At 69.1% G+C, this 24,917-nt stretch carries 23 protein-coding genes and 2 pseudogenes; 11 read left to right on the forward strand and 14 right to left on the reverse strand.

Annotated features, from left to right (window positions below):
• The 4 genes from Q1K09_RS03115 to Q1K09_RS03130 form a co-directional block, all read left to right on the forward strand.
• A partial coding sequence (locus Q1K09_RS03115; protein ID WP_300343145.1) for an HNH endonuclease signature motif containing protein occupies positions 1-535 on the forward strand: 535 nt, incomplete at its 5' end.
• Positions 536-649: 114 nt separating this feature from the next.
• Complete coding sequence (locus Q1K09_RS03120; protein ID WP_366908916.1) at positions 650-1,693, forward strand: 3-oxoacyl-ACP synthase III; 1,044 nt, start codon at positions 650-652, stop codon at positions 1,691-1,693.
• Entirely contained in the window at positions 1,687-4,413 is a 2,727-nt protein-coding gene (locus Q1K09_RS03125) for an alpha/beta fold hydrolase (RefSeq protein ID WP_300343147.1), read from the forward strand. Before Q1K09_RS03120 ends, Q1K09_RS03125 begins: the two co-directional genes overlap by 7 nt.
• A complete protein-coding gene (locus Q1K09_RS03130) occupies positions 4,410-5,477 on the forward strand; it encodes an NAD(P)-dependent oxidoreductase (protein ID WP_300343149.1) in 1,068 nt (355 codons plus the stop codon). The genes Q1K09_RS03125 and Q1K09_RS03130 overlap by 4 nt, the downstream gene beginning before the upstream one ends.
• A gap of 12 nt (positions 5,478-5,489) precedes the next feature.
• Here the strand turns inward: Q1K09_RS03130 and thiI are convergent, their stop codons facing one another.
• Complete coding sequence (thiI, locus tag Q1K09_RS03135; protein WP_300343151.1) at positions 5,490-6,725, reverse strand: tRNA uracil 4-sulfurtransferase ThiI; 1,236 nt, start codon at positions 6,723-6,725, stop codon at positions 5,490-5,492.
• A gap of 90 nt (positions 6,726-6,815) precedes the next feature.
• The gene (locus tag Q1K09_RS03140; RefSeq protein WP_300343153.1) at positions 6,816-9,572 is read right to left on the reverse strand and encodes a GNAT family N-acetyltransferase; all 2,757 of its coding nucleotides are present in this window, start codon (positions 9,570-9,572) and stop codon (positions 6,816-6,818) included.
• A gap of 59 nt (positions 9,573-9,631) precedes the next feature.
• Between Q1K09_RS03140 and Q1K09_RS03145 the strand changes: the two genes are divergently transcribed.
• From Q1K09_RS03145 to Q1K09_RS03155, 3 genes are all read left to right on the forward strand, one after another.
• Positions 9,632-12,157, forward strand: coding sequence for a DNA topoisomerase IV subunit A (locus Q1K09_RS03145; RefSeq protein WP_300343155.1), 2,526 nt, complete (start codon positions 9,632-9,634; stop codon positions 12,155-12,157).
• Between the two features lie 99 nt (positions 12,158-12,256).
• On the forward strand, positions 12,257-12,598 hold the full coding sequence (locus tag Q1K09_RS03150) for a BlaI/MecI/CopY family transcriptional regulator (RefSeq protein ID WP_300343157.1): 342 nt from the start codon (positions 12,257-12,259) through the stop codon (positions 12,596-12,598).
• A gap of 95 nt (positions 12,599-12,693) precedes the next feature.
• Positions 12,694-13,662, forward strand: a complete 969-nt coding sequence (locus Q1K09_RS03155; protein WP_300343159.1) for a M56 family metallopeptidase — start codon at positions 12,694-12,696, stop codon at positions 13,660-13,662.
• A 6-nt stretch (positions 13,663-13,668) separates the two neighbouring features.
• On the opposite strand, the gene Q1K09_RS03160 is transcribed toward Q1K09_RS03155, so the two are convergent.
• Together Q1K09_RS03160 and fabG are read right to left on the reverse strand one after the other, a co-directional pair.
• Positions 13,669-14,433 carry an SDR family oxidoreductase gene (locus Q1K09_RS03160; RefSeq protein WP_300343161.1) on the reverse strand — a complete coding sequence of 255 codons (765 nt, stop codon included), beginning with the start codon at positions 14,431-14,433 and terminating at the stop codon, positions 13,669-13,671.
• Between the two features lie 20 nt (positions 14,434-14,453).
• Positions 14,454-15,209, reverse strand: a complete 756-nt coding sequence (fabG, locus tag Q1K09_RS03165) for a 3-oxoacyl-ACP reductase FabG (RefSeq protein WP_300343163.1) — start codon at positions 15,207-15,209, stop codon at positions 14,454-14,456.
• A gap of 143 nt (positions 15,210-15,352) precedes the next feature.
• On the opposite strand from fabG, the gene Q1K09_RS03170 reads away from it, so the two are divergent.
• Genes Q1K09_RS03170 through Q1K09_RS03180 form a run of 3 tightly spaced genes read left to right on the forward strand, consistent with a single transcriptional unit; the run spans position 15,353 to position 16,934 of the window.
• Positions 15,353-15,784 (forward strand): DUF3099 domain-containing protein, encoded by a 432-nt coding sequence (locus tag Q1K09_RS03170; RefSeq protein WP_300343165.1) that lies wholly within the window; start codon positions 15,353-15,355, stop codon positions 15,782-15,784.
• The gene (locus tag Q1K09_RS03175; RefSeq protein WP_300343166.1) at positions 15,784-16,035 is read left to right on the forward strand and encodes an acetone carboxylase; all 252 of its coding nucleotides are present in this window, start codon (positions 15,784-15,786) and stop codon (positions 16,033-16,035) included. The genes Q1K09_RS03170 and Q1K09_RS03175 overlap by 1 nt, the downstream gene beginning before the upstream one ends.
• On the forward strand, positions 16,032-16,934 hold the full coding sequence (locus Q1K09_RS03180; RefSeq protein WP_300343168.1) for an SURF1 family protein: 903 nt from the start codon (positions 16,032-16,034) through the stop codon (positions 16,932-16,934). Before Q1K09_RS03175 ends, Q1K09_RS03180 begins: the two co-directional genes overlap by 4 nt.
• A gap of 3 nt (positions 16,935-16,937) precedes the next feature.
• Here Q1K09_RS03180 and Q1K09_RS03185 read toward each other — a convergent pair whose 3' ends face one another.
• Complete coding sequence (locus Q1K09_RS03185) at positions 16,938-18,536, reverse strand: ABC-F family ATP-binding cassette domain-containing protein (RefSeq protein WP_300343169.1); 1,599 nt, start codon at positions 18,534-18,536, stop codon at positions 16,938-16,940.
• Between the two features lie 38 nt (positions 18,537-18,574).
• On the opposite strand from Q1K09_RS03185, the gene Q1K09_RS03190 reads away from it, so the two are divergent.
• Positions 18,575-19,261 carry an ABC transporter ATP-binding protein gene (locus Q1K09_RS03190; protein ID WP_300343171.1) on the forward strand — a complete coding sequence of 229 codons (687 nt, stop codon included), beginning with the start codon at positions 18,575-18,577 and terminating at the stop codon, positions 19,259-19,261.
• 96 nt (positions 19,262-19,357) lie between these two features.
• Here Q1K09_RS03190 and Q1K09_RS03195 read toward each other — a convergent pair.
• The 9 genes and pseudogenes from Q1K09_RS03195 to Q1K09_RS03230 form a co-directional block, all read right to left on the reverse strand.
• Positions 19,358-19,567 (reverse strand): annotated as a pseudogene (locus Q1K09_RS03195) (sugar transferase); the annotation flags it as partial.
• Between the two features lie 23 nt (positions 19,568-19,590).
• The gene (locus Q1K09_RS03200; RefSeq protein ID WP_300343173.1) at positions 19,591-20,730 is read right to left on the reverse strand and encodes a sugar transferase; all 1,140 of its coding nucleotides are present in this window, start codon (positions 20,728-20,730) and stop codon (positions 19,591-19,593) included.
• Positions 20,727-21,194 (reverse strand): ATP-grasp fold amidoligase family protein, encoded by a 468-nt coding sequence (locus Q1K09_RS03205; RefSeq protein WP_300343175.1) that lies wholly within the window; start codon positions 21,192-21,194, stop codon positions 20,727-20,729. Before Q1K09_RS03205 ends, Q1K09_RS03200 begins: the two co-directional genes overlap by 4 nt.
• A gap of 55 nt (positions 21,195-21,249) precedes the next feature.
• Positions 21,250-21,618 (reverse strand): annotated as a pseudogene (locus tag Q1K09_RS13060) (ATP-grasp fold amidoligase family protein); the annotation flags it as partial.
• Positions 21,615-22,712 carry a hypothetical protein gene (locus tag Q1K09_RS03210; protein WP_300343176.1) on the reverse strand — a complete coding sequence of 366 codons (1,098 nt, stop codon included), beginning with the start codon at positions 22,710-22,712 and terminating at the stop codon, positions 21,615-21,617. The pseudogene Q1K09_RS13060 and the gene Q1K09_RS03210, both read right to left, overlap by 4 nt.
• Entirely contained in the window at positions 22,705-23,604 is a 900-nt protein-coding gene (locus Q1K09_RS03215; RefSeq protein ID WP_300343178.1) for a glycosyltransferase family A protein, read from the reverse strand. Before Q1K09_RS03215 ends, Q1K09_RS03210 begins: the two co-directional genes overlap by 8 nt.
• The gene (locus tag Q1K09_RS03220; RefSeq protein WP_366908942.1) at positions 23,601-24,104 is read right to left on the reverse strand and encodes a WecB/TagA/CpsF family glycosyltransferase; all 504 of its coding nucleotides are present in this window, start codon (positions 24,102-24,104) and stop codon (positions 23,601-23,603) included. The genes Q1K09_RS03215 and Q1K09_RS03220 overlap by 4 nt, the downstream gene beginning before the upstream one ends.
• On the reverse strand, positions 24,105-24,410 hold the full coding sequence (locus tag Q1K09_RS03225) for a hypothetical protein (protein ID WP_300343180.1): 306 nt from the start codon (positions 24,408-24,410) through the stop codon (positions 24,105-24,107).
• Positions 24,411-24,555: 145 nt separating this feature from the next.
• On the reverse strand, positions 24,556-24,885 hold the full coding sequence (locus Q1K09_RS03230; RefSeq protein ID WP_300343182.1) for a metal-sulfur cluster assembly factor: 330 nt from the start codon (positions 24,883-24,885) through the stop codon (positions 24,556-24,558).
• Positions 24,886-24,917 lie beyond the last annotated feature (32 nt).

A 24,917-nucleotide genomic window follows, 5' to 3' on the forward strand; every position in this document is an offset into this window, starting at 1 on the left:
CGACCTGCTCACCTGCTGGCTGCTCACCGGGGAGACCTCAGAAAGCACGCCCCTGCAGGCACACATCGGCATCCTGGTCCCCGAAGCCACCCTCACCGGCAAGGACAACCAGCCAGGCACCACCAGCGACGGCACCACCGCGATCCACGCGCCCCATATCCGGGCACTTATCAACAACGCCGCCCAAGACCCCGACAGCGACCTGCGCTGGTTCGACCTCACCACCGCAGACCCCGCCGAGACCGGCGGCTCTGCCGGCGAACCCGCACACGGACACAACATCCTGGCCATCACCTCACACGGACGGTTCCCACCACCCCGCCTCAGAGCCGCACTGCAGCTACGCGACGGCACCTGCCAAGCACCAGGATGCCTCGTACCAGCCGCGAACTGCGATATCGACCACATCACCCCCTGGCCGCAGGGAAAAACCCACGCAGACAACCTCCAAGCACTCTGCCGCAGACACCACCGCCTGAAAACCGCCGGGCACCCCATCCACCACAGCCGAACCGAACCCGACCCACCCGACTAACCCACACCCACACGTCTCTCCCCAAGTAATCTGTGACACAGACCCACCGGGCCAACACGGAGGTGCCCTCTGCCCGATTCGCATTGGGTCAGCCTGATTCTGGATAATGGCACGGTGCTGCCGAACCAAGCTGAGGGAAACGCGACCTTCCACCACCGCAATGCTGCGCTGCTCTCGGTGGCCGAGGTTGAAGCCCCAGAGGTGCTGACCTCCAAAGACCTTGACCGCCGGCTGGCCGACGCCCTCAAGCGCCTCAAGCTCCCCACAGGCCTGCTGCAGCGGGTGGCCGGGGTTAAGGCCCGCCGCAACTGGCGGGCCGACGGGGAGGTGCGCACCGCTACTGTGGAGGCCGGTCGCCGGGCCCTGCGCCAGGCCGGAGTGGACCCCTCAGAGGTCTCACTGATGATCAACACCTCGGTGACCCGCGAGCACCTTGAGCCCTCGGTCGCAGTGGGAGTCCACCACGAGCTCGGGCTGCCCAGCTCCGCGATGAACTTTGACATCACCAACGCGTGCCTGGGATTCGTCAACGCCATGACCCTGGCCAGTTCGCTGATCGACGCCGGCCAGGTGCGGTATGTGCTCATCGTCAACGGTGAGGATGCCCGCAAGGTGCAGGACGCCACAGTGGAACGGATCAACAGCCTCGACAATGAAGTCTCCCGCGATGACTTCATGAGCGAGTTCGCCTCCCTGACCCTGGGGTGCGGAGCGGCAGCCGCCGTCGTCGGCCCCGCCGATGCTCACCCCGAGGGACACCGAATCATCGGCGGAGTCACCCGTGCGGCCACCCAGCACCATCAGCTGTGCGTGGGCGATCACCGCGGCATGTTCACCGACGCCCGGGGACTGCTCGACGGCGGCCTGGAGCTGGTGATGAACGCCTGGGAGGACGCCAAGGCGCACTTCGACTGGCAGCAGATGGACTCCTATGTGACCCATCAGGTCTCCCAGCTGCACACCTCCTCCATCATCAAGGCGGCCAAACTGGACCGCAGGCGGGTTCCGGTCACCTACCCCGAGCTGGGCAATGTGGGGCCGGCCTCGCTGCCGATCACCCTTGCCCGGGAGGCGGAGAACCTGCACTCGGGAGCCCGGGTGCTGTGCATGGGCGTCGGCTCCGGGCTCAACACGGCCATGGTGGAGATCCAATGGTGATCTTCAGGCCCATCCCCGCCGCGGCAGCCCGCTCCCCCTTCGACGTCCTGGAGTCCACCCCGCTGCCGGGGCTGGATCCGCAGTGGTCCCGGGTGGTGACAGCGCGCACCGAGGACGGCGAACGCGGCTTCCATGTGCTGGACACCGCTGAGGCGCTGGCCCAGCGCGGCATCACCCCCACCGGAACCATCCTGGCTGTCCACGGCAACCCCACCTGGTCCTATCTGTGGCGCGGGGTGATCGCCGCCAGCCTGGAGCAGGCCCGCCCGGGCCATGCCTGGCGGGTGATCGCCCCCGACCAGCTGGACATGGGGTTTTCCGAGCGACTCGCCCACCCTGAGCCGCCCTCTGCCGGGGCGCCGAGCTACCGGCGCCTGGAGCAGCGGCTGGGCGATCTGGACGCCCTGATGGACGCCCTGGATGTGGATGCTGAGCTGCCGCTGGTCACTCTGGGCCACGACTGGGGCGGAATCATCTCGCTGGGCTGGGCGGTGCGCCACCAGCAGGCCGTCGACGCCGCGGTCTGCCTCAACACAGCAGTGGACCACCCCTCCGGCGAGCCGGTGCCCCCGGCGCTGCGCGCGGCCATGGCACCGGGCGTGCTGGCAGGCTCCACGGTAGTGACCGACGCGTTCCTGCGGGTGACGCTCGCACTGGCAGAAGGTGGACTCAGCGATGACGTGGCCGCCGCCTACCGCGCCCCGTACGTCTCGCACCTGGGCCGCGGCGGCATCGGCGGGTTCGTAGCAGATATTCCTGCGCTGGCCGCCCACCGCTCCCGGGGCGTGCTGGAGGAGATCTCCGCCGGTCTGAGCCGGTGGAGCAAGCCCGCGCTGCTGATCTGGGGGCCGAAGGACCCCGTCTTCCGCGACCGCTATCTGCAGGACCTCATGGAGCGGATTCCGCACGCGGATCTGCACCGATTCGAAGGCGCCGGGCACCTGGTCTCAGAGGACCGCGACGTGGCCGGGGTGCTCTTCGACTGGTTGGGCCAGCAGTTCGACGCCGCGGCGCAGCCGTCGGCCTCCCCCGCCCCGGCCGCCGAGGTGGCCGGACTGCACCAGCAGCTGGAGACTATGAGCCTGTCCTGGCGCCGGGACCGACCGGCGGCAGTGGATATGAGCTCCGACGGCGCACCGGCGGTGCTGACCTGGGCGCAGCTCAGCGAACAGGTCGAGGCCCTGGCCGCCGGCCTGCACAGCCTGGGCGTGCGCTCCGGCGACCGAGTCAGCCTGCTGGTGCCCCCGGGGAACTCGCTGACCGTGGTCCTCTACGCCTGCCTGCGCCTGGGCGCAGTGGCCGTGGTGGCCGACGCCGGACTGGGAGTGCGCGGGATGACCCGGGCCGTGCGCAGCGCCCGCCCGGACTGGATCATCGGCGCCCGCCCCGGTCTGACCCTGGCCCGGACCATGTCCTGGCCGGGACGCCGCATCAGCACAGAGCCGCTGCCGCCGCATCAGGCGCGGCTGCTGGGCACTGTCGCATCCGTGGAGCGGCTGCGGCGCGGAGCAGACCCGCGGGCCCTTCAGGAGCTGCCCCACCCGGAGCCGGAGCATCCGGCCGCAGTGCTGTTCACCTCCGGCTCCACCGGTCCGGCCAAGGGCGTGGTCTACACCCACCGGCGGCTCGGCGCCCTGGTCGCGCTGCTGCGGCACCAGTTCGCGGTCAAGCCCGGCGCCTCCCTGATCGCTGGATTCGCGCCATTCGCACTGCTGGGCCCGGCCATCGGCGCCACCTCGGTGACTCCGAGGATGTCGGTGACCAAACCGTCCACTCTGACCGCCGAGGCCGTAGCCGCAGCGGCCGCCGCCGGCGAGGCCACCATGTTCTTCGGCTCACCGGCGGCCCTGCGCAATGTGGTGGCGACCGCCGACCGGCTCAGCGTCGCCCAGCGGGAAGACCTGGGCCGCATCCGGCTGGTGCTCTCCGCCGGCGCTCCGGTGCATCCGAGGCTGCTGGACCAGGTGCAGGAGATCTTCCCGGCCGCGGAGATCCACACGCCCTACGGGATGACCGAGGGGCTGCTGCAGGCGGATATACGCCGTGAGCAGATCCATGAGGCGATGAAGACCTCGCAGCCCGGGGTGTGTGTGGGCCGACCCGTGGCGGGCGTGCGGTTCGCCCTGGCGCCGCTGCAGGCCGACGGCACCAGTGCAGCGGACCTGGTGGAGCCGGAGCAGGCCGGCGGCGCACTGAGCGAGATCGTAGTCTCCGCCGCGCACCTGAAGGCCGGGTACGACCGGCTGTGGCACACCGACTGGACCTCCCGGCGGGACACCAGGGACGGACTGCTGTGGCACCGCACCGGGGACGTGGGGCATATCGACGACGCCGGACGGCTCTGGATCCAGGGCCGGCTGCAGCATGTGATCACCACCGCTGCGGGCCCAGTCGGTCCCGGGGCGGTGGAGACCCCGGTGGATGAGCTGGACCAGGTGGCGCGCAGCGCCGCCGTGGGGGTCGGCCCGGTCGGGGCCCAAGCTGTAGTGGTGATACTGGAGCCGGCCGAAGGGCGCCGGCTGCGCGACGGCCGCTCACCGCTGGCCCGCCCGGAGGTCGCTCAAGCCGTGCGTGCCGCTGCCGGCGAGGTCAGCGTCTCAGCGGTGCTGGTGGTCGACTGGCTTCCCACCGATATCCGCCACAACTCTAAGATCGACCGCACCGCACTGGCCGCCTGGGCGGAGAAGGTGCTGGCCGGAGAGCGGGTGAGCGCCCCATGAGCTCACCAGTTCAGTCCCTGCCGAATTCGGAGCATCCCGGCGGGGAGATCCTGCCCCCGGCCCGGATCCTGATCACCGGTGCCTCCGGCCTGCTGGGCCGCAGCGTGGCAGCCCACTTGGCCGAGCTGGGCTACCAGGTCACCACCTTCCAGCGCAGTCCCTCGTCCCTGGAGACGGTGCGGGATATCCGCGGCTCGCTGACCGATCCCCAGGCCGTGCAGGCCGCCGTCGAAGGGCAGGACGCCATTATCCATATGGCGGCCAAAGTCTCGGTCAGCGGCCGGCGCGAAGAGTTCGAGCAGGTCAATATTCTGGGCACCGAGCGGATCTTCAACGCCGCATGGGCCGCCGGGGTGCAGCACGTGCTCTACGTCTCCTCGCCCTCGGTCGCCCACGGCGGGTCCTCCTTGGTCGGTGCCCCGGCGGCGGCCGCCGACCCGGAGAAGGCCCAGGGCCACTACGCGCAGACCAAGGCGGAGGCGGAGCTGATCGCCGAGGCCCGCGGCTCGGCGGGCACCTCGGTGCTGATCATGCGTCCGCACCTGGTGTGGGGCCCTGGCGACGGGCAGCTGACAGCCCGGATTGTGGACCGAGCGCGGTCAGGACGGCTGCCCGTTCTGGGCAGCGGGGCGCCCCTGGTGGACACTCTCTACATCCGCAATGCGGTGGAGGCCTTCGCGGCCGGACTGCGCAGACTCCCGCTCATCGCGGCCGAGCAGCCGGTGGCCGGACGGCGTCTGGTGGTCACCAACGGCGAACCGCGCCCCATCGGAGAGCTGCTGGCCGGCATCGCGGAGGCCGGCGGCGCACCCCGTCCGCGTTTCCGGGTCCCTGCTTCCTTGGCGGCAGCCGCCGGCTCGGTGATCGAGAAGCTCTGGGCGGTCACCGGCCCCCATGAGGACGAGCCGCCGATGACCAGATTCCTGGCTGAGCAGCTCTCCACTGCGCACTGGTTCGACCAGCGGCATACCCAGCAGGTGCTGCAGTGGAGGCCGCGGATCAGCATCGACCAGGGGCTGGCCGAACTGGCCGCCCACGTGCAGCGCACCGGCGGGGTGCTCTGAGGCGACGCGATCTCAGCCGGCGGCCGCCGTCGGCGCTGCCTGGGCCGACTCCGATTCGACCTCACCGTTGCGGAAGCGGAACTCCTGCAGGGTGGAGACCGTATCGGCCACCAGGTCCTCCACACCCGCGCGGCGTTCGACCTTCAGCAGCGTCTCAGCATCGGAATGGGTGGCCGGCCGCGGCGGAGCCAGCAGTGTGCAGCAGTCCTGATCGGGCAGCACGGAGATCTCCTCGGTGCCGATCCTGCGGGCCTCGGCGATGATCTCCTCCTTGTCCCAGCCCAGCAGGGGACGCAGCACCGGAAGGCGGGCGGCCTCGTCCACGGTGGCGATATTGCTCAGCGTCTGGCTGGCCACCTGGCCCAGACTGTCGCCGGTGACCAGCGCCTCAGCGCCGTGCCGGGCCGCCAACTCCTCGGCGATCCGCAGCATCAGCCGGCGCTGGGCCACAGTGCGCAGAGCCGGGTCCGAGGACGAAGCCAGAGTGCGCTGGGCAGTGCCCAGCTGCGCCACCCACAGCCGCGAGGCCGGCTGGAAGCGGCTGAGCTGCTTGACCAGCGCGTAGGCCTTGTAGGTGGAGGACGGATCGGTGTAGGGCGCGCCGGAGAAGTGCACAAAGTCGCAGCTGAGGCCCCGCTTCATCATCCGCAGGGCGGCCACCGGGGAGTCGTAGCCTCCGGAGAGCAGCACCATCGCCCGCCCGGAGGACCCCACCGGAAGGCCGCCCAGTCCGCGCCGCCGGTCCACGGAGACAAACGCTTCGCCGAAATTGATCTCCACCCGCACCGTGGCCTGCGGGTGGGACAGGTTCACCGGCCAGCCGGTCGCCTGTTGGATCTGGGCACCCAGCTTCCGGTTCAGCTGCTCTGAGGTGAGCCGGTACTGCTTATCGCGCCGCTGTGCGGCCACTGCAAAGGGCACCGTCCGGTCACCAAGGTCCTCGCCCCAGACGCGGCGAAGCTCAGCCAGGGCCGCTTCGGCCAGCGCCGCGGGCTCCTTGGGCACCGCCAGGGCGGAGTCGATCACGTTGATGCCGGGCACCTCCGCCATCCGCTTCGCGAGCAGCTCCGCTTCACGCTGAGGGTAGAGCACGATGACGCCCCCGCGGGGCTGGACTCGGATCCGACCGCACTCCGCCGGGAACGCCTGCTCCAGATTCTGCCGCAGCCTGCGCTGGAACGTAGGGCGGTTCTCACCCTTGAGGAAGATCTCCCCCTGCTTCAGAAGCAGGCACCGTGTGGGCTGCATGCACCGCCTCCTCTCCTGCTGAAGCGGCTGATGCCGCGTCGTCACTTCTTGAGCATCCATTCTCACCCGGCCGGGCAGCTGGACACCACTTCAGTAGCGCGAGATGGCCCGGCGGGCGGAGTCGGTGCGCTGCTCCGGGTTGGCGATGTCCGCACTGGCGTGCAGAATGCTGACTCCCGACGGTGAGGCCAGCAGCGGGGTCAGCTGCAGATTGGCCACCTGGGGGTGGTTGTCCTTCAGGATGGCCACCCGCTGCAGGGTCTCCTGAAGGGCTGCGACGTCCATCGGGGGCACCGCCTGGTAGCCGAAGAGCTTCTGCGAGGCCTTCGGGGTGCGCACCAGGCGTGCGACGTCCCGGTCGGTCAGCGGCGGTACGGCGTGCGCCCAGTCGTCGAGCAGATCGGTGGCGTCACCGGAGATGCCGAAGGACAGCACCGGACCCATCATCGGATCCTCGATCGCCCGCACAATGCATCCCTGACCGGTGGGGGCCATCGCCTGCAGCTCCAGTCCCGGGCTGCCGTATTTGGCCAGCTGACGGCGCATATCGGCCACGGTGCGGCGCAGCATCTCCTCCGAGTCGATGTTCAGCTGCACTCCCCCCAGGTCCAGCCGGTGGCGGAGATAGGCGTTGGTGGACTTCACCGCCACCGGGTAGCCCAGCTGCTCTGCTGCTGCGACGGCGTCCTCAGCAGAGTCGAATCTCACCGAAGGAAGCATGCTGAGCCCGTAGATCTGAAGCAGCTGGCTGGTCTGCTCGGCGCTGAGCCTGTGCAGTGCCGCGCCGTCGACCTCCTGCAGCCAGCTGTCCAGCAGCTCGTCTCCCCGGCGGGCGGCGGCACTTCCCTCCAGGCCCGCGGGCGTATAGGGATCCCCGATCCCTTCGGCGCGCCACTGCTGGTACCGAGTGACCTTCGCCAGCGCGGAGATCGACCGTGCCGGGGAGGAGAAGACCGGCACACCCCGCTGCCGTGCTGCCGCTTCGGTCACCGGCCCGGCGTGGCCGATGAAGTTCAGCGGCACCTGGGAGTCCAGTGTCCCGATCAGGGAGGCCACCACCGGCTTGGAGTGCTGCCGTGCGGTCTCGGCCACCGCTGGCCAGAAATCGGCCTGGTCTCCGGTGATGTTCGGCTGCAGGCACAGGGCAACGGCGTCGACGTCGTCATCGCTGAGCATCCGGCCCAGCGCCTCGGTGAGGCTGCGTTCCGCCGCGGCCCGGGTGCCCTCCAGATCCAGGTCCCCCACCACGGCGGCCGGCTGCAGCTGGTGAGACTCGGCAGCATCGGCCAGCAGCCGGCCCATGGAGGCGGAGTTGGCCAGGATTCCCAAGCGCGGGCCGGCCGGCAGCGGCTGGGTGGCCAGCACCTGCAGCACGTCCATCAGCGAATCATGGTTGCCGACCTTGATCACCCCGGAGTTGTCCAGCATGGCGTCCACCGCGCCGCGCGGCGCCCGGGAGGTGCGCACCTCGTGGCCGGGCGGCAGCCGGTGGCCGGTCAGCTCGCCGGTGGCCACCACCACCGGCTTGCTCAGTGAGAGCCGGCGGGCGATGCGGGAGAACTTGCGGGGGTTGCCGAAGGACTCCAGGTAGATCCCCACCGCACGGGTGGACTCATCATCTTCGAAGTACTGCATCGCATCGTTGCCGGAGAGATCAGCACGGTTGCCTGCCGAGATCACCGCGGACAGGCCCAGCTGGCGCCGGTGGGCCTGGGCGTAGAGGGAGATACCCATGGAGGCGGACTGGCTGAACAGCCCGATCCCGCCGGCCAGCGGCATCACCGGGGAGAGCGAGGCGTTGAGCGAGACGTCCGGATCGGTGTTGATCAGCCCCACCGAGGCTGGCCCGATGACCCGCATCCCCCACCGGCGCGCCATAGTGACCAGCTCCCGCTGGTCCAGCAGCCCCTCGGCTCGCCGGGAGGCCGGATCCTGCTCAGTGGGCACCCCGTCGGTGAGCACCAGGACTCCCTTGACTCCGCTGCGGCCGCAGTCGGCGATCACCTCGGCCAGATGCTCGGCCGGTACGCATACCACCGCCAGGTCCACGTCCTGCTTGATCTGCTGCACTGCGGAATAGGCCCGGGCTCCCCCGACTTCGAAGGCTTCGGGGTTCACCGAGTGCACTCCCCCGGTGAAGCGGCCCTCAATGATGTTGTGCAGCACGTGGTAGCCCACTGTGCCGTACTGGCGCGAGGCTCCCACCACCGCCACATGCTCCGGGGCCAGCAGCTCCCCGACGCTGCGGGCCTCGGCGCGATGCTCCCGGGCCTCCATCACCGCCCGGGACCGTTCAGTGGGGTCGATGGAGAACTGCAGCAGCACCACGCCGTCCTCGTATTTGCGCTGCACCTCGTATCCGGCCTCGGAGAACACGGTGAGCATCTTGCGGTTCTGCGGAAGCACTTCGGCGGAGAACCGTTCGATGCCGCGCTCCCGGCCGGCGGCGGCCAGGTGCTCCAGCAGAATGGAGCCCAGTCCCCTGCCCTGGTGGGCGTCGGCGATGTGGAAGGACACCTCCGCTTCAGCCGTACCCTCAATGCGGTCATAGCCGCCGACCCCGATGATCTCCTCCTCACCGCCGGTGCCGCCCAGAACCACCACCAGCGAGACCCGGTCCTGATGGTCCACCGTGGTGAAGCGCTTCAGCTCCTTGGCGCTGAGGGTGGACTTGTAGGTGAAGTAGCGCAGGTAGATCGAAGATTCCGACTGGGCCTCATGCATCCGGGCCAGCCGCTCGGCGTCCTCGGGTGAGACCGGCCGCAGATGGGCGGCTGCCCCGTCGCGGAGGACGACATCGGCCTCCCAGTGGGCCGGATATCCGCTGACATTGGCCTGCTCACCCATAGGATCAAGACTAACCAGTAATGTGACCGCATACGAGATAAGGACCACACCCCTCCGATATGGCCCGCCGCTCCGCCTCGCGCCACCGTGCCGACTCCCCTCCGGTGACCCCTGAGACCAATATTCTCGATATCGACGTCTCCTCTGAGATGGAGACCTCGTTCCTGGAGTACGCCTATTCGGTCATCTACTCCCGGGCCCTGCCCGATGCCCGCGACGGCCTGAAGCCGGTGCAGCGCCGGATCCTGTACATGATGTCCCAGATGGGGCTGCGCCCGGAGAAGGGCCATGTGAAGTCAGCCCGCGTAGTGGGCGAGGTGATGGGCAAGCTGCATCCGCACGGCGATGCCGCCATCTACGACGCGCTGGTGCGGATGGCCCAGTCCTGGGCGCTGCGGCTCCCCCTGGTGGACGGCCACGGCAACTTCGGCTCGCTGGACGACGGTCCGGCCGCCGCCCGCTACACCGAGGCGCGGATGGCCCCGGCGGCGCTGGCGATGACGGCGGACCTGGACGAGGACGTAGTCGACTTCGAGCCCAACTACGACAACCAGTTCACCCAGCCCTCGGTCCTCCCCTCCGCGTTCCCGAACCTGCTGGTCAACGGTGCCTCCGGCATCGCAGTGGGGATGGCCACCAATATGGCCCCGCATAATCTGCGGGAGGTGGTCGCCGGTGCCCAGCACCTCATCCTGAACCCCGACGCCACCCTGGAGGACCTCATGGTCCACATCCCAGGTCCGGATCTGCCCTCCGGTGGGCGGATTGTGGGCCTGGAGGGGGTCAAGGATGCCTACCGCACAGGCCGCGGCAGCTTCAAGACCCGCGCGAAAGTCAGTATCGAGCAGGTCTCGCCGCGCAAGACCGGCATTGTGGTCACTGAGCTGCCCTATATGGTCGGGCCGGAGGCGATCATTGAGAAGACCAAAGATGCGGTGCAGTCGAAGAAGGTCGCCGGGGTCTCCGATGTGCTGGACCTGACCGACCGTAAGCACGGCACCCGGATGATCATCGAGCTGAAGGCCGGGTTCAATCCGCAGGCGGTGCTCGCCCAGCTGTTCAAGCACACCCCCCTGGAGACCAGCTTCGGGATCAACAATGTGGCGCTGGTCGACGGCCAGCCCCGCACTATGGGCCTGCTGGAGCTGCTGCAGGTCTATGTGGACCATCGGATCGAGGTGGTGCGCCGGCGCACCGTCCACCGGCTGGGCCGGCGCCGGGACCGTCTCCACCTGGTGGAGGGCCTGCTGATCGCCATTGTGGACATCGACGAGGTCATCCAGATCATCCGGGCCGCCGATGACACGGCGACTGCGCGGCAGCGGCTGATGACCGTCTTTGACCTCTCCACCGCCCAGGCCGAACACATCCTGGAGCTGCGACTGCGTCAGCTGACCCGCTACTCCACCATCGAGCTGGAGCAGGAGAAGCAGCGGCTGGAGGATGAGATCCGAGAACTGACCGCCATCCTCGACTCGGAGCAGCTGCTGCGCCGCACCGTGGCCGATGAGCTCGGCGAGGTCGCCAACACCCACGGCGATGAACGCCGCACCGAACTGGCCGACGCGGAGCCCGAGCCCGCTCCCGCCCCGGCGGCAGCCGCCTCCGGCTCAGCCGCCGAGACCGCCTCCCTGGAGATTCCCGACTCCCCCTGCTGGGTGCTGCTGTCGACCTCCGGGATGCTGGCCCGCACCACCGACCGGTCCGCTCTGCTGCACCCCTCCCGGCGGCGCAAGCATGATGCCCCGCTCTCAGTGGTCGCCGCCACCGCCCGCGGCCAGGTCGGTGCGGTCACCTCTGCCGGGCGGATGATCCGGCTGCCGGTGGTGGATATGCCGGCCCTGGAGGTAGCCGGGGGCACGGTGAACATGAATCAGGCCGCCCGCGCCAAGGACTTCCTGAACCTGGGGAAGAAGGAGCGCCTGCTGGCCCTGGTGCCGCTGGACGCGGTGCTTGCACTGGGAACTGCCTCCGGCCGGGTCAAGCGGGTCAATCCGGACTATCCGCTGAACCGCGACGAGTGGGAGATCATCTCCCTGAAGGACCGTGACACAGTCGTCGGGGCCGGGGTCGCTCACCAGGATGAGGACCAGCTGGTGTTCATCTCCCGCGGCGCGCAGCTGCTGCGCTACGCCGCTGAGCTGGTCCGGCCTCAGGGACGCACCGGCTCCGGAGTGGCCGGTATGAAGCTGGCCGCCGATGACGAGGTCATCGGCTTCCACGTGGTCCCCGCCCCCGCGGCGAATCAGCAGGCGGCCGCCGTCGTGGTCACCTGCGCCGCCGGCTCCGAGACCCTGGACGGGCTGAGCTCCGAGTCGGTGAAGGTCACCGACTTCACCGAATTCCCCGCCAAGGGGCGCGCCACCGGCGGGGTGAGGGCCCACCGGTTCCTCCGCGGGGAGGACCATCTGACCCTGGGAGCGGCCGTGCTGGCCTCTCCCCTGGCGGCCGCATCCAGCGGAGCGGCCCGCACACTGCCGGTGGAGATGGCCCGCCGCGACGCCTCCGGCGTCCCCGCCGAGCAGCCGGTGCATGCGGTGGCCTCCAGTCCGGAGGCGCTGGCCGAACTCAGCCGGAGCGTGTGAGGCAGATCGCTGAGCCCAGCGCGAAACAGTTCTACATTGTGTAGAAACTTGTCCCCGGCCCGCGTATCGTAGAGATGCACCGGTGAAAGGAGCAGAATTATGGCCAGCCTCGGCGATCTCGAGCGATCTGTGATGTCGCTGCTGTGGGACTCAGGGCAGCGGCTCAGCGCCAATGAGGTCTGCGAGCAGCTCGATGAGGACCTGGCCGTCACCACCGTGCTCACCGTTCTCTCCCGGCTGGAGAAGAAGGGCCTGGTGCAGCGGGAGCGCACCACGCGCCCGCACCGCTACGCCGCCACCGCCTCCCGCGAAGAGCATACGGTCCAGATGCTCAATGAGGTCCTCGGCACCGTCCCGGACCGTGAAGCCGTGCTGGCACGCTTCATCGGTGGGGTCTCCGAATGCGAGGCCGCCGCACTGCGCAAGATCCTCTCCCCCTAGATCACTTCTGCCCGGCGGGCGCGGCGGGTGCGCATCGTAGACTGGTGCGCTGAGCTGTCCGCCCACCGGAGAAGAGCCTGACGAGGAGCGCGCTCGTGGAACCTATTGCGCTCGTGCTGGCCGTACTGGCCGCCGTGCTGGCGGTCCCCGTTCCGATCCTGCTGCATGAGGCCCGCTTCCGCCTCCGGTCTCCCTGGGCGGCGATGCTGCTGTGGCAGGCCATCGCCCTGGCAGGAGGGCTCTCGATCGTAGGCGCCCCGATCGTCTACGGACTCTCCCCCTTCGGCAGCTCGCTGCCGGAGGCGCTGCTCACCGCGGCACGGCTGACCCTGATGGAGGACTACGCCGCACTGGCTGAGCTTGAGGTGCATCCTTGGCACCTGTTCGCACTCTGCCTGGGAGTCCTGCTGGGCGGACATCTGCTGCTGACCTTGGCGCGGACCTATCTGCGCGTGCTCACCGCACGACGGCGGCACCGGCAGCTGGTGGAGCTGCTCTCCACTCCCCTGCAGGGCCGGCAGGCGGAGCAGGCCGCAGGGATCAGCGCGGCTCAGATCATTGAGCATGAAGCCCCGCTGGCCTACTGCCTGCCCGGACGCACCAGCGCACGCTCGGTCACAGTGCTGTCCCGGGGACTGCTGGAGCAGCTGGAGCCGGCGGAGCTGGCCGCCGTGGTCGCCCATGAGCGCACCCATCTGGTGCAGCGCCACCATCTGCTGACCATGGCGTTCGAGGCCTGGTACCGGGCGCTGCCCTGGTTGCCCACCACCCGCTACGGCCGGGAGGCGGTGCTGGAGCTGACCGAGATGCTGGCCGACGACGGCGCCCTGGCGCAGCATTCACGTGAGGACCTGCTGCGCTCCTTGGCCGTCAGCTCCGGCTCGGCAGAGCAGGAGTCGCCCCGGCCCGGATCCGATGCTGAGGGCAATTCGCTGATCACCGGGGCGCGGCTGCGCCGACTGCTGGTGCCGCCGGCCCCGCTGAGCCTGGCGGCCCGGGCAGCGGTGCTGCTGGTCAGCGCGGTCCTGCTGGGGGCCCCCACAGTTCTGCTGCTGACCAGCTGAGCCGTGTCAGGCTTGGTGGCTGCGCAGAAAGTCCTCGGCGCCGCCGACCAGCTCGGTGTGCTCCTGCTCCAGGCCCGGACGGTTGACCAGCGCGGAGATCTCCGCGGCGAACTCCTCCACGGAATAGAGCCGTCCTGCTGCCTGGCGGCGAGCCTCGATGGCGCCGGGCTCGGCACGGTCCAGCAGCGTGGCGGTGATAGTGCCTTCGATCATGTCGCCGGAGACCACTGTGAGCAGGATGTCCTTCTCATCGAGCACCGGCACCATCTCGCGCAGCGCGTCTTCACCGGCCCGCTTGGACCGGGCCACCGGCTCATAGGCGTCCATGGTGGCGGTCTGGTGGATGAAGTGCGCCTGATGGCTGGTGACGAACACGATCTGCGAACCCGGCGGCATCACCTCGATGGCAGTGGTGACCATGGTCACCTGGGCGTCGCGGTTGAGCTTGAGCGCGTAGTCCTCACCGCGGTCGGCCTCCATTCCGCCGGAGGCATTGAGGATCAGCAGATCCAGTGATCCGAAGTTCTCCACCGCGGCGTCCACCAGAGCCTGAGCGCCCTGCTGCTCGGTGAGATCGGCACCCACCGCCACCGCGCGGCCGCCGGCCTCTTCGATGCTCTTGACCACCTTCTTGGCCCGGGGGGCCTTCTGCCGGTAGTTGACGACGACGCCGGCGCCCCGGGCTGCGATCAGCTGCGCGGTGGCGGCACCGATGCCGCGTGAGGAGCCGGTGATTACTGCGCCCTTGCCGGCAAGATCCTGTTCAGTCATTGGTATCCTCTCTGTTCGCCTCAGTGGCCCATGCCCAGGCCGCCGTCGACTGGGATGACCGCACCGGAGATATAGGCGGCCTCCTCGCCGGCGATCCAGCGGACCACCTGGGCGACCTCCTCAGGCTCGGCGAAGCGGCCGGCGGGGATGGACTCCAGATAGCGCTGCTGGGTCTCCTCCTCCAGCTCGGCGGTCATATCGGAGCGGACGAACCCGGGGGCGACGACGTTGGCTGTGATGCCGCGTCCGCCCAGCTCCCGGGTCAGCGAGCGGGCCATACCCACCAGGGCCGCCTTGGAGGAGGCGTAGTTGACCTGGCCGGGAGAGCCGTAGAGACCCACCACTGAGCCGATGAGCACCACTCGTCCGCGGCGCAGCCGGAGCATGCCCTTCGACGCCCGCTTGATGACCCGGAAGGCACCGGTGAGGTTGGTTTCCACCACGTCAGAGAAGTCGTCCTCGCTCATCCGCAGCAGCAGGGTGTCCCGGGTGATTCCGGCATTGGCCACCAGCACCTCCACCGGACCGTGGGCCTTCTCCACCTCGGTGAAGGCCGCATCGATGCTGGCGCTGTCGGTCATATCTGCCGAGACTCCCAGCGCTCCCTGCGGCGCCTCGCCGCTGCGGGTGGTGACTGCCACCTTGTCTCCGGCGGCCAGGAAGGCCTCGGCGATCGCCCGGCCGATGCCCCTGTTCCCGCCGGTGATCAGCACCGAGCGCGGCGCCTGCGCCGGCTCGGCAGAGATGGACCCGGATTCGCTGCTCTGTGGGCTCATAGCACTCCTGTTCGGCATGGATGCGGCTTCCCGCCGCCGTCGTTCTCGTCCTCCACCCTACGTCAGCGCCGCCGGTGCTGACGCCTCACCCGCCGGCAGAGCGGCCTGTGCCCTGGGGCCGGCGCGGCGGTAGAATAATGAAGATGACTCAACCGGTCCACTCCATCACTGATGCTCCGCTGAAGCACAGTGTGGAGCAGCGCTCACGCATGGTGCGCTACACCGTGGCGATGTCCATCCGCATAGTGTGCTTCATGCTGGCCGCCGTCGTCGCTGTGGTGTGGGAGACCTGGTGGGCTATGGCCTTCGCGACTGCCGCGATTGTGCTGCCCTATATTGCCGTGGTGGACGCCAATGCATCCGGCCAGCGCTATGTGGATCAGCGGCAGGCTCCCGAGCCAGCGCAGCGCCAGGTCGCCTCCGGGCACCAGGAGCCGGAGGCGGAGCCGCGCCAGTGGTGGGAGTCCGAGGATCTCGAGACCGACCAGGAGCACTCCGCGTCCGGAAGTGTGATCGAAGGTGAAGTGGTCCGCGAGGCCGGACCGAAGGACACGGCTGAGGAGCAGCAGTCCTGATGGATCTGCTCGGCTCACTGGGCTCGTCATCCGGGCCCGATACTCCCGAATGCTCCCGGAAGGGCTGCCGGGCCGCAGCGCAGTGGCAGATCCTGTGGAACAACCCGAAGATCCACAATCCCGAGCGCCGCAAGGTCTGGTTGGCCTGCCAGGAGCACCGCGCATGGTTGGAGAACTTTCTGGCCCAGCGCATGTTCTGGCGCAGCACCGAGCCGATGCCGGGCACTGAGGATGAGGAGACTCCCCGGTGAGGCAGCGCTACGCTTTTCTGCTCAGCCCCACCTGGCTGGGGTGGCTGACGGTGTGTGTGATCTTTGCGGTGGCCTGCTTCTTCCTGGGCCAGTGGCAGCTGGACCGGCGCGAGGCTGCGCTGGAGGAGATCAACCGGGTGGTGCAGAACTACGACCAGGACCCGGCGCCCTACGCCCAGCTGCGTGAGGTATTCGCCGACCCCGCGGCCGAGGACGAGTGGACAGTGGTCAGCATGCGCGGCGAGTATCTGCCGGAGCATCAGCGGTTGGCGCGCAACCGCGGCCATGCCGGCCAGGTCGGCTACGAGCAGGTGGTTCCCTTCCGCGAGGAGTCCACAGGCGATGTGCTGGCGGTCTCCCGCGGTTGGCTGCCCACTGCCAGCGACGACGGCTCCCGGCCCGCTTTCGATCCCGCCCCGCCGGACGGGGCGGTGGAGGTGGTGGCCCGGCTGAAGCCGGCAGAGCCGCAGATTGACCGCGGTGCCCCAGAGGGACAGATCGCCTCGATCGATGTGGAGGCCCTCTCGGCTGAGCTGGAGCTCGACATGGTCGCCGGCTCCTACGCGCTGATGGCCGAGGAGTCCCCGCAGCCCGCGGAGGCTCCGTACCAGCTGGCGCGGCCCAGCCTGGATGAAGGACCCCATCTGAGCTACTCGCTGCAGTGGGTGGCCTTCGGTCTGCTGGGCTTTGTGGGCTGGGGATATGCCGCCCGGGTTCATGCGCGCACCCGCGACGTCGAGCAGCTCGACGCGCCCGCCGCCCACACGGAGGCGGCAGCCTCACGGCTGGCCCGTCAGGACCGTCTGCGGGCCGCGCAGCGCCTGCGCCGCCAGCAGGCCGGAAAGTATTCCGACGAGGATGCTGAGGACGCCTGGGTGGAGCAGAATCTGGGCCGGTGACCCTCAGGCCAGGGTGACCAGATCCTCGTACTCGGCGGTGTAGAGATCCTCCACGCCGTCGGGCAGCAGCACCACGCGCTCGGGGTTCAGCGCCTCCACAGCGCCGGGATCGTGGCTGACCAGCACCACTGCCCCTTCATAGCTGCGCAGAGCGGCCAGGATCTCCTCGCGGGAGGCCGGATCCAGGTTGTTGGTGGGCTCATCCAGCAGCAGCACATTCGCGCTGGAGGCCACCAGCGTCGCCAGGGCCAGCCGGGTCTTCTCCCCGCCGGAGAGCACTCCGGCAGGCTTGGCCGTATCGTCGCCGCTGAACAGGAAGGAGCCGAGGATCTTCCGCTGGTCAGTGTCATTGAGGAACGGTGCGGCCGACTTCATGTTCTCCAGCACGGAGCGGTCGGTGTCCAGAGTGTCGTGCTCCTGGGCGAAGTAGCCCAGCTTCAGTCCGTGGCCGGGCACCACCTCACCGGAGTCGGGCTGGGTCACTCCGGCCAGCAGGCGCAGCAGGGTCGTCTTGCCTGCGCCGTTGTATCCCAGGATCACCACCCGGGAACCGCGGTCGATGGCCAGATCCAGTCCGGTGAAGATCTCCAGGGAGCCGTAGGACTTGCTCAGGCCCTTCGCCATCAGAGGCGTCTTGCCGCAGGGGGCGGGTGCGGGGAACCGGATATTGGCCACCTTCTCGGCCTGCCGCTCCCCCTCGACGCCGGCCATCATCCGCTCGGCGCGCTTGAACATCGACTGGGCCGCCTGGGCTTTGGTGGCCTTGGCCCGCATCTTCTCCGCCTGGGCGCGCAGGGCGGAGGCCTTCTTCTCCGCATTGGCGAACTCCCGCTTGCGCCGGGCCTCGTCCTGCTCCCGCTGCGCTAAGTACTTCCGCCAGCCCATGCTGTAGACGTCGACGGTCATCCGCATCGCATCCAGGTAGAGCACCTTGTTGACCGTGGACTCAATGAGCTCCACATCGTGGGAGATGATCAGCACTCCGCCGGGGAACCGCTGCAGATAGTCACGCAGCCAGACGATCGAGTCGGCGTCGAGGTGGTTGGTGGGCTCGTCCAGCAGCAGGGTGTCCGCATCGCTGAACAGGATGCGGGCCAGCTCCACACGTCGGCGCTGACCGCCGGAGAGGGTGCGCAGCGGTTGGGTGAGGATGCGTTCGGGAAGATCCAGGTTGCCGCAGATCACCGCGGCCTGCGACTCGGCGGAATAGCCTCCGGCGGACTCGAAGCGGGCCTGCAGCCTGTCATAGGCGCGCATGGCCTTCTCCCGCGCGGCAGGGTCTTCCCCGGCCATATCCGCCTCGGCCCGGCGCAGCTTGGCAGAGACCACGTCCAGCTCCCTGGCGGAGAGGATGCGGTCCCGGGCCAGCTGGTCCATGTTCTCCACCCGGGGGTCCTGAGGCAGGTAACCGATGGTGCCGCGGCGCTCCACATGTCCGGCAGCCGGCTGGGCCTGACCGGCGAGCACCTTGGTCATCGTGGTCTTGCCGGCCCCGTTGCGCCCGACCAGGCCGACCTTGTCCCCGGCATCGATGCGGAAGGAGACCTCGTCCATCAGCAGGCGCGCTCCGGCGCGCAGCTCAAGGTTGGATACGCTGATCAACGGTGCAGTGTCCTCGCGGTTCAGATCGGAGTTGGTGGGTGGGCAGCCAGAACAGTCTAACGATCCGGCTGGAGAATCTATGCCTGGACGTGGACACCGCCTCCGGCGGGCGGCGGAGAATACTGCACCCGCTGACCTGCCGGATCACCGAGCGCACTGTCGCGGTGGTGGGCGCCAACGGCTCGGGCAAATCGACGCTGCTGCGTCTGCTGGCCGGTCTGGAGGTCCCCAGCGGTGGGGAGGTCCGGTTCGACCCGCCGCAGCCGCGGGTCGGTTTCATCTTCGCCAATCCGCAGGCGCAGATCGTGATGCCGGTGGTCCGTGAGGATGTGGAGTTCTCGCTGAAGCAGGCCGGGGTGCCCCGCGCCGAACGCAGCCCTCGGGCGCAGCAGGTGCTCCACGAGTTCGGGCTGGGAGACTTGGCCGAATCGAGTGTCTATGAGGTCTCCTCCGGGGAGCGGCAGAAGCTGGCCCTGGCCGGTGTGCTGGCTGCCCAGCCTCAGCTGGTGCTCGCCGATGAGCCCACCACTCTGCTGGATCTGCGCAGTGCCGCCGAGTTTCAGCGCCGGCTGCTCGCCCTGCCGGTGACGCTCATTGTGGCCACTCACGATCTCGACTTTGCTGCGCGCGCCGAACGCGTGATCGTCTTCGACGACGGAGCGCCAGTGTTCGACGGCGACGCAGCCGAAGGGATCGCCGCCTACCGCCGTCTGGCGCTGGGCTGAGCGGCGGCTCCAGCTGCTCAGTAGGCCGGCACCGGTGATCACCGCTCGCACAGTGCGCAGCACAATCCCGATGTCCTGGGTCAGCGACCAGTTCTCCACGTAGTAGAGGTCCAGGCGCACACTGTCCTCCCAGGAGAGGTCCGACCGTCCCTGGACCTGCCACAGACCGGTGATTCCGGGTTTGACCAGCAGCCGTCGGTGGGTGTCGTCGTCGTACTGCCTGACTTCTGAGGCCAGCGGCGGCCGCGGCCCCACCACGGACATCTCCCCGTGCAGCACATTGAGCAACTGGGGCAGCTCGTCCATGCTGCACCGGCGCAGCAGACGTCCTACGCGGGTGACCCGGGGGCCTGCTTCATCTTGAACAGCACCCCGTTTCCCTCCGACTGGGCCAGCAGGCGCTGGCGATGCCCTTCGGCGTCGGTGACCATGGAGCGGAACTTCAGCATCCCGAACCGGGTGTGCCGCAGTCCGATTCGTTCCTGCCGGAAGAAGGCGGGGCCGGGGCTGTCCCAGCGCACGGCCACGGCGACGGCGGCCAGCAGCGGCGCCAGCAGGGTCAGAACGGTGAGTGAGAAGGCGATGTCGAAGCAGCGCTTCACCAGTGCTGCCCGGCCAGACAGCCGGGGATAGTCCACGTGGATCAGCGGCAGCCCTGCCAGCGGGCGGGCGTGGATGCGCGGGCCCGCCACATCAGTCAGCGAGGGGACGACCACCACGTCCACGTCCAGGGTGGACAGCTGCCAGCCCAGTTCCCGCATGGACTTCGGCCCCAGGGCGTCGGCGCTGGTGAGGATGACCATATCTGCCGCAGCTGAGGTGACCGTGTCCACGATCCCGGCCACGGAGCAGTGCGTGATGGTCTCGGTGACCGTGATCCCGGTGGCCCCGCCGGCCCGCCTGATCTGGGCGGCGACGTGGGCAGCTTTGGAGGCTTCGCCCACCACCACTGATCGGTGTCTCCAGCGGCCCCGACGACGTCGGCTGTTGAGCTGGCGTCGCCACAGCCAGCGGGAGATCAGCAGCAGACCGAGCCCGAGCGGCAGCGCCATCAGCAGGTAGCCGCGGGAGATCTCCCAGCGCATGGCGAAGGCGAGGATTGCCAGCAGCCCGAAGAGCGTGAAGGTGGCGTGCACCACCCGCCGGTACTCCGGGAAGCCGCTGCCGAAGATCTTCCAGTCGCGGGAGCCGGCCAGGTGCAGGGCCGCCATCCAGCCGGTCAGCAGTGCGGCTGAAAGGAGCCAGTGGGAGCTCCACAGCTCCTCGGGGACGCGCAGCGTGTGGGAGACCGCCAGGGCCAGGGCGATGACCGCGGCGTCGGTGATCGTCAGCCGGCGTGCGTAGCCGTGCTGCCAGCGCCGCGCCTGCGCGGGACCCCAGAAGCCGGTCAGCTCTGCGGCGTCCGGTGGGGCCGGGGGGCTCGCCGTCATCCTCGTCGGCGCGGCGCGATCCATCAGCTGCCCGCTCATATCAGCTGCACCTGTTCCAGCGGAGTGCGGTTGAACGGGCGGCGGGACCACCAGGCGCCCATCATGTGGTCCACCCATTCCGGCTCGAAGGGGTCCATCCCGCCCGAGGGGTATGGGGTGAGCTCGCCGAACCATGGACGGCCGTCGACTTCGTAGAAATCCACCCTCATGAAGTCGAAGTCCGCGGCGATCACTGCGGCGGCGGCGACCATCGTCGCCAGCGATTCGGGGGCGTGCAGCGGCTGCTGCGGCGGCGGAGCGTTGTTGACAATGCCTACCGGGGTGAAGTCGGGAAGGCAGAACTGTTCGCCGAACGTCCCGGAGAACCGCCCAGTGTCCACGTGCAGCAGCTTCACCTCCCCGTGGAAGACGTACAGCTTGTAGTCGTTCAGCGGTACCCCGTCGCCGAGCCGGGGCTCGATCAGAAGTGTGCGTTCGGCCTGGGTGTAGGGCCACTCCCCCACTGCTGCCCGGTCGAACAGGCGCAGCCCCCCCGGCGGTCATCGCGCGCAGCTGCTCCAGAGTGGTCTGACAGTCCCCGAATGCCACCGCACCGGAGGCATGATTGGGTTTGATCACCCAGTGCTCAGGCAGTTCGCGAAGGTTCAGCCAGGACAGGTCTCGGCCCTCCCAGAGGGTCTCGGGAATGTGCACCTTCGTGGTCCGCGCGGCGGCGTAGGCCTTCATCCGCAGCTTGTCGCAGGTCAATGCCAGGTGGGGGCTGCGGTCGTGGAGCATCCGGTGGTTCAGGTGTTCGGTGAACCGCTCCGGCTGGGTGAACCGACCCCAGCGGCCGGATCGCCATCGGTACATCAGGTGGCGGAGCAGCGGATCCGGGACGGGGGTCAGCATACGGCGGGCGGCGGGGCTGAGCAGTGTACGGTTCATGAGGCGGTGCTCTCTTCCTTGACGGCGGGGACCCGGACGGCCGGGTCGGCTGAGTCGATCCTTCGGGCGGCCAGCACCATGCCGGGAACCACTTGGGCGGCCAGGACGGCGCAGAGCATCGCCACCGCGGGTGCGGCTGCCCCCAGCGAGCCGGTCATCACCAGGGTCAGCGGCACCACTGCGGCCAGCAGCGTCACCACCGGCCAGCCGAGTTCGATGGCGCCGCCGGAGATCAGCGATGCTGCGGGGCGGGCCAGCAGCAGATAGCCGGCGCCGGCGCCGGCGGCCAGTCCGATCAGCACCGTATTGCCCTGACGCCACAGGCCCCGGCCGGCTCCACGGGCGAATCGCGGCCACAGCACGGTGGCGGCCACCACCGGCAGCCCGCCCAGCAGAATGCTGCCCACCGGAACCTCCTGCGCGCCCGCGGCCTGCCGCAGCTGCCACACGGCGCACCAGCGGGTGCGGGAGCTGCCCAGGGCGAACCACAGGCAGGCGGCGAGGAACCCGAGGATGCCCAGCGGCAGTCCGAGCACCAGCCAGATGGGCGGGAGTCCCAGGGCACCGGCGGCGGCGATCCAGCAGAGGTTTCCCAGTGCGGGTATCACCCCCAGCACCACCAGGAGCGCGGCCCGGTCGGCGCCGAGCAGAATCCGTTCGGCGATTCCCAGCGGCAGGGAGAGCAGGAACACCGCCAGCACCACCGTGACGGCCGTGTCCAGCTGACTCTCCAGCCCGGCCGGGACATTGAGCAGCGCCGACCAGGTGCCCTGCATGCCCAGCATGATCACCACGGCCGCGCCGGCGCCGCCGATGGCGGCCAGCAGCGCGGCGGTGCGCAGGATCAGCGCCGCCGCGTATCGGCGGTCCGGCTGCGCGGCAGCCCGGGCCACGGCTGCACCGAGTCCCAGGTCAGCGAAGGGAAGCGCCAGCTGCAGCTGCGCGATCATCGAGACGATTCCGAAGGCTGAGGCTCCGGCGTAGTGGATGGTCATCGAGGCTGAGGCGAAGACGCAGACGGCGGTGACCGGCAGCGCGCACAGCCGCAGGGCAGCGGTGCGTGCCAGGACCGTCAGCCAGCTGGTCTCAGCCACGGCGGTACCGGCCGTACCTGACGAATCCGGTCAGTCCGACCACGGCGGCGGCCGGGTGGGCGCCGGCGGCCACACCGCGAAGGAGTTCCTGGGCGCCCCGGACCAGGGAGCCGGATTCGAAGGCGCCGCGGGCCACAATGGAGGTGATGAAGTCGCCCCGGGCCCGGGTGGTGACGGTGGGCGGCAGGGTCTGCAGCCAGGCGACCGATGCCTGCCAGTTCGGAGTGTTCGACACTGAGTCCGGGCTGTGTTGGAAGACCCTCACCAGCACGTCGAGAAGCTGTGCGATGTGGACACCGTGACGCTGCAGTGCGACGAGCCAGTCCCAGTCCTGGTGCCGGGCCAGCTTTTCGTTCCACGGCACCTGCAGCGCGGTGCGGCGGCGGCACAGCAGGGAGGAGGACTGCATGAAGCATCGCCGCAGGCGCAGCGTCGAGCGGTCCAGGACATAGCTGCTGATGTCGGTCCCGGGCCCGTAGAGACTTTCGGGGACCACCTTGCTGGTCTCACCGACCAGCAGGATGCGGGCCGAGACGATGCTGTCTCCGTGTGCGGCGAGGTTTTCGCGCAGCTGGGCCAGCCGGCGTTCGGTCTTCTGCGCCACCCACTGGTCGTCGTCGTCGAGGAAGGCCACGTACTCCGTGCCGGCCGCGGCTGCCCCGAGGTTTCGGGCCGCTGCGGCGCCGCATCCGCCGGGGATGCTGATCAGGTGGTACTTCAGCCCGCGGAGGGTGTGGCAGACCTGATTCTGGGCAGAGGGGTCATCGAGCACGACCAGTGGGATGACCTCCACGCTCTGACGCAGCACCGACTGCACGGCGGCTTTCAGGCTGACCCGCCCGGTGGTGGGGATCACCGCGGTGACCTCGGCAGAGTGGGGCGCACGGATCATGGTCTGGCCTTTCGGGCGACGAGGGTCTTCCGCAGCAGCACAGGCTCCACCAGGTAGCGGTGCGCCAGGCGGCGGGGGTCTGATAGGAGCCGGAAGAGCCATTCCAGGCCGAGCCGGCCCAGCCATCGCGGGGCCAGCGGCTGCGCCCCGGATATTTGGTCGATGGCCCCGCCCACTGCGGCGATCACCGGCACATCGGTCAGCTGTGCCAGCTGGGCTGCCACCCGTTCCTGCAGCGGCATTCCCATGCCGATGAGCAGCACATCGGGGGCGAAGGCGCTGATCTGTGCGGCGATCTCCGGAAGCCGTTCGGGCTGCCAGGGATCGGCGGGCAGGCTGAGGCAGTCGGGTGCGTGGACTGGGGTGCTCTCCAGGGCAGCGGCTGCTGCGGCATTGGCGTCGGCGGAGGCGCCCAGCAGGGCGATGCGCCGCACCGGTGCCAGGGCCGCGCAGTGGTCAATCCAGTCGGTGGAGCCCAGGCGGCGTTGGGGTCCGCTCAGTTATCTGCCGCGGGTGAGATCTCCCAGGCTCAGGGCAGCCAGGACCGGCATCCCGTCGACCAGCACAACGTCGCAGTCTTCGTAGAATTCGCGCAGCCACCGGTCCTGGTGACAGAGGTGGACTGAGTGCAGATTGTGCCCGGCCACCAGCAGCCGGCGGCGGGCAGTGACCGCCCGGCCGATGCGCAGCAGGAGTTCCTCGACCCGGTAGGGGGTGACCACCACGTCCAGCAGCGGGACGCGACGGCGAATGACCGGACCTTCGCCGGTGGCGATGTCTGCTGTGGCTGGGTGGCGCAGGATCACAGTGCTCGGGGCCCCTTCAGAAGATGTGTGGTGCTGACACATCTACTGTGGGGCCCCGAGGGCGGCTGTGCGACTGTTCTGGGGGGTGATCCGGATCTTCACCCCCGGGGTGATCCCCTGTGATCAGGGGGCTGGAGGGGTCAGATCAGATGTTGAAGCCGAGGGCGCGCATCTGCTCTTTGCCGTCCTCGGTGATCTTCTCCGGGCCCCACGGCGGCATCCAGACCCAGTTGAGCCGCCACTCGTCCACCATGGTGCCCACATGCTGGCCCACCTGGTCCTCCAGGACATCGGTCAGCGGGCAGGCTGCGGTGGTCAGGGTCATATCGATGATCAGTGCGCCGTCCTCGGCGTAGTGCAGACCATAGAGCAGGCCCAGGTCCACCACATTGATGCCCAGCTCAGGGTCGATGACCTCTTTGAGGGCCTCTTCGATATCCTCCAGCGGAGTCTGTGTCGCAGCGGTCTCGCTCATCGCCGCCTCCTCTCTTCGCGCGTATTCACCAC

The sequence above is a fragment of the Nesterenkonia sp. genome (genome assembly GCF_029265375.1).
Taxonomy (GTDB): Bacteria; Actinomycetota; Actinomycetes; order Actinomycetales; family Micrococcaceae; genus Nesterenkonia.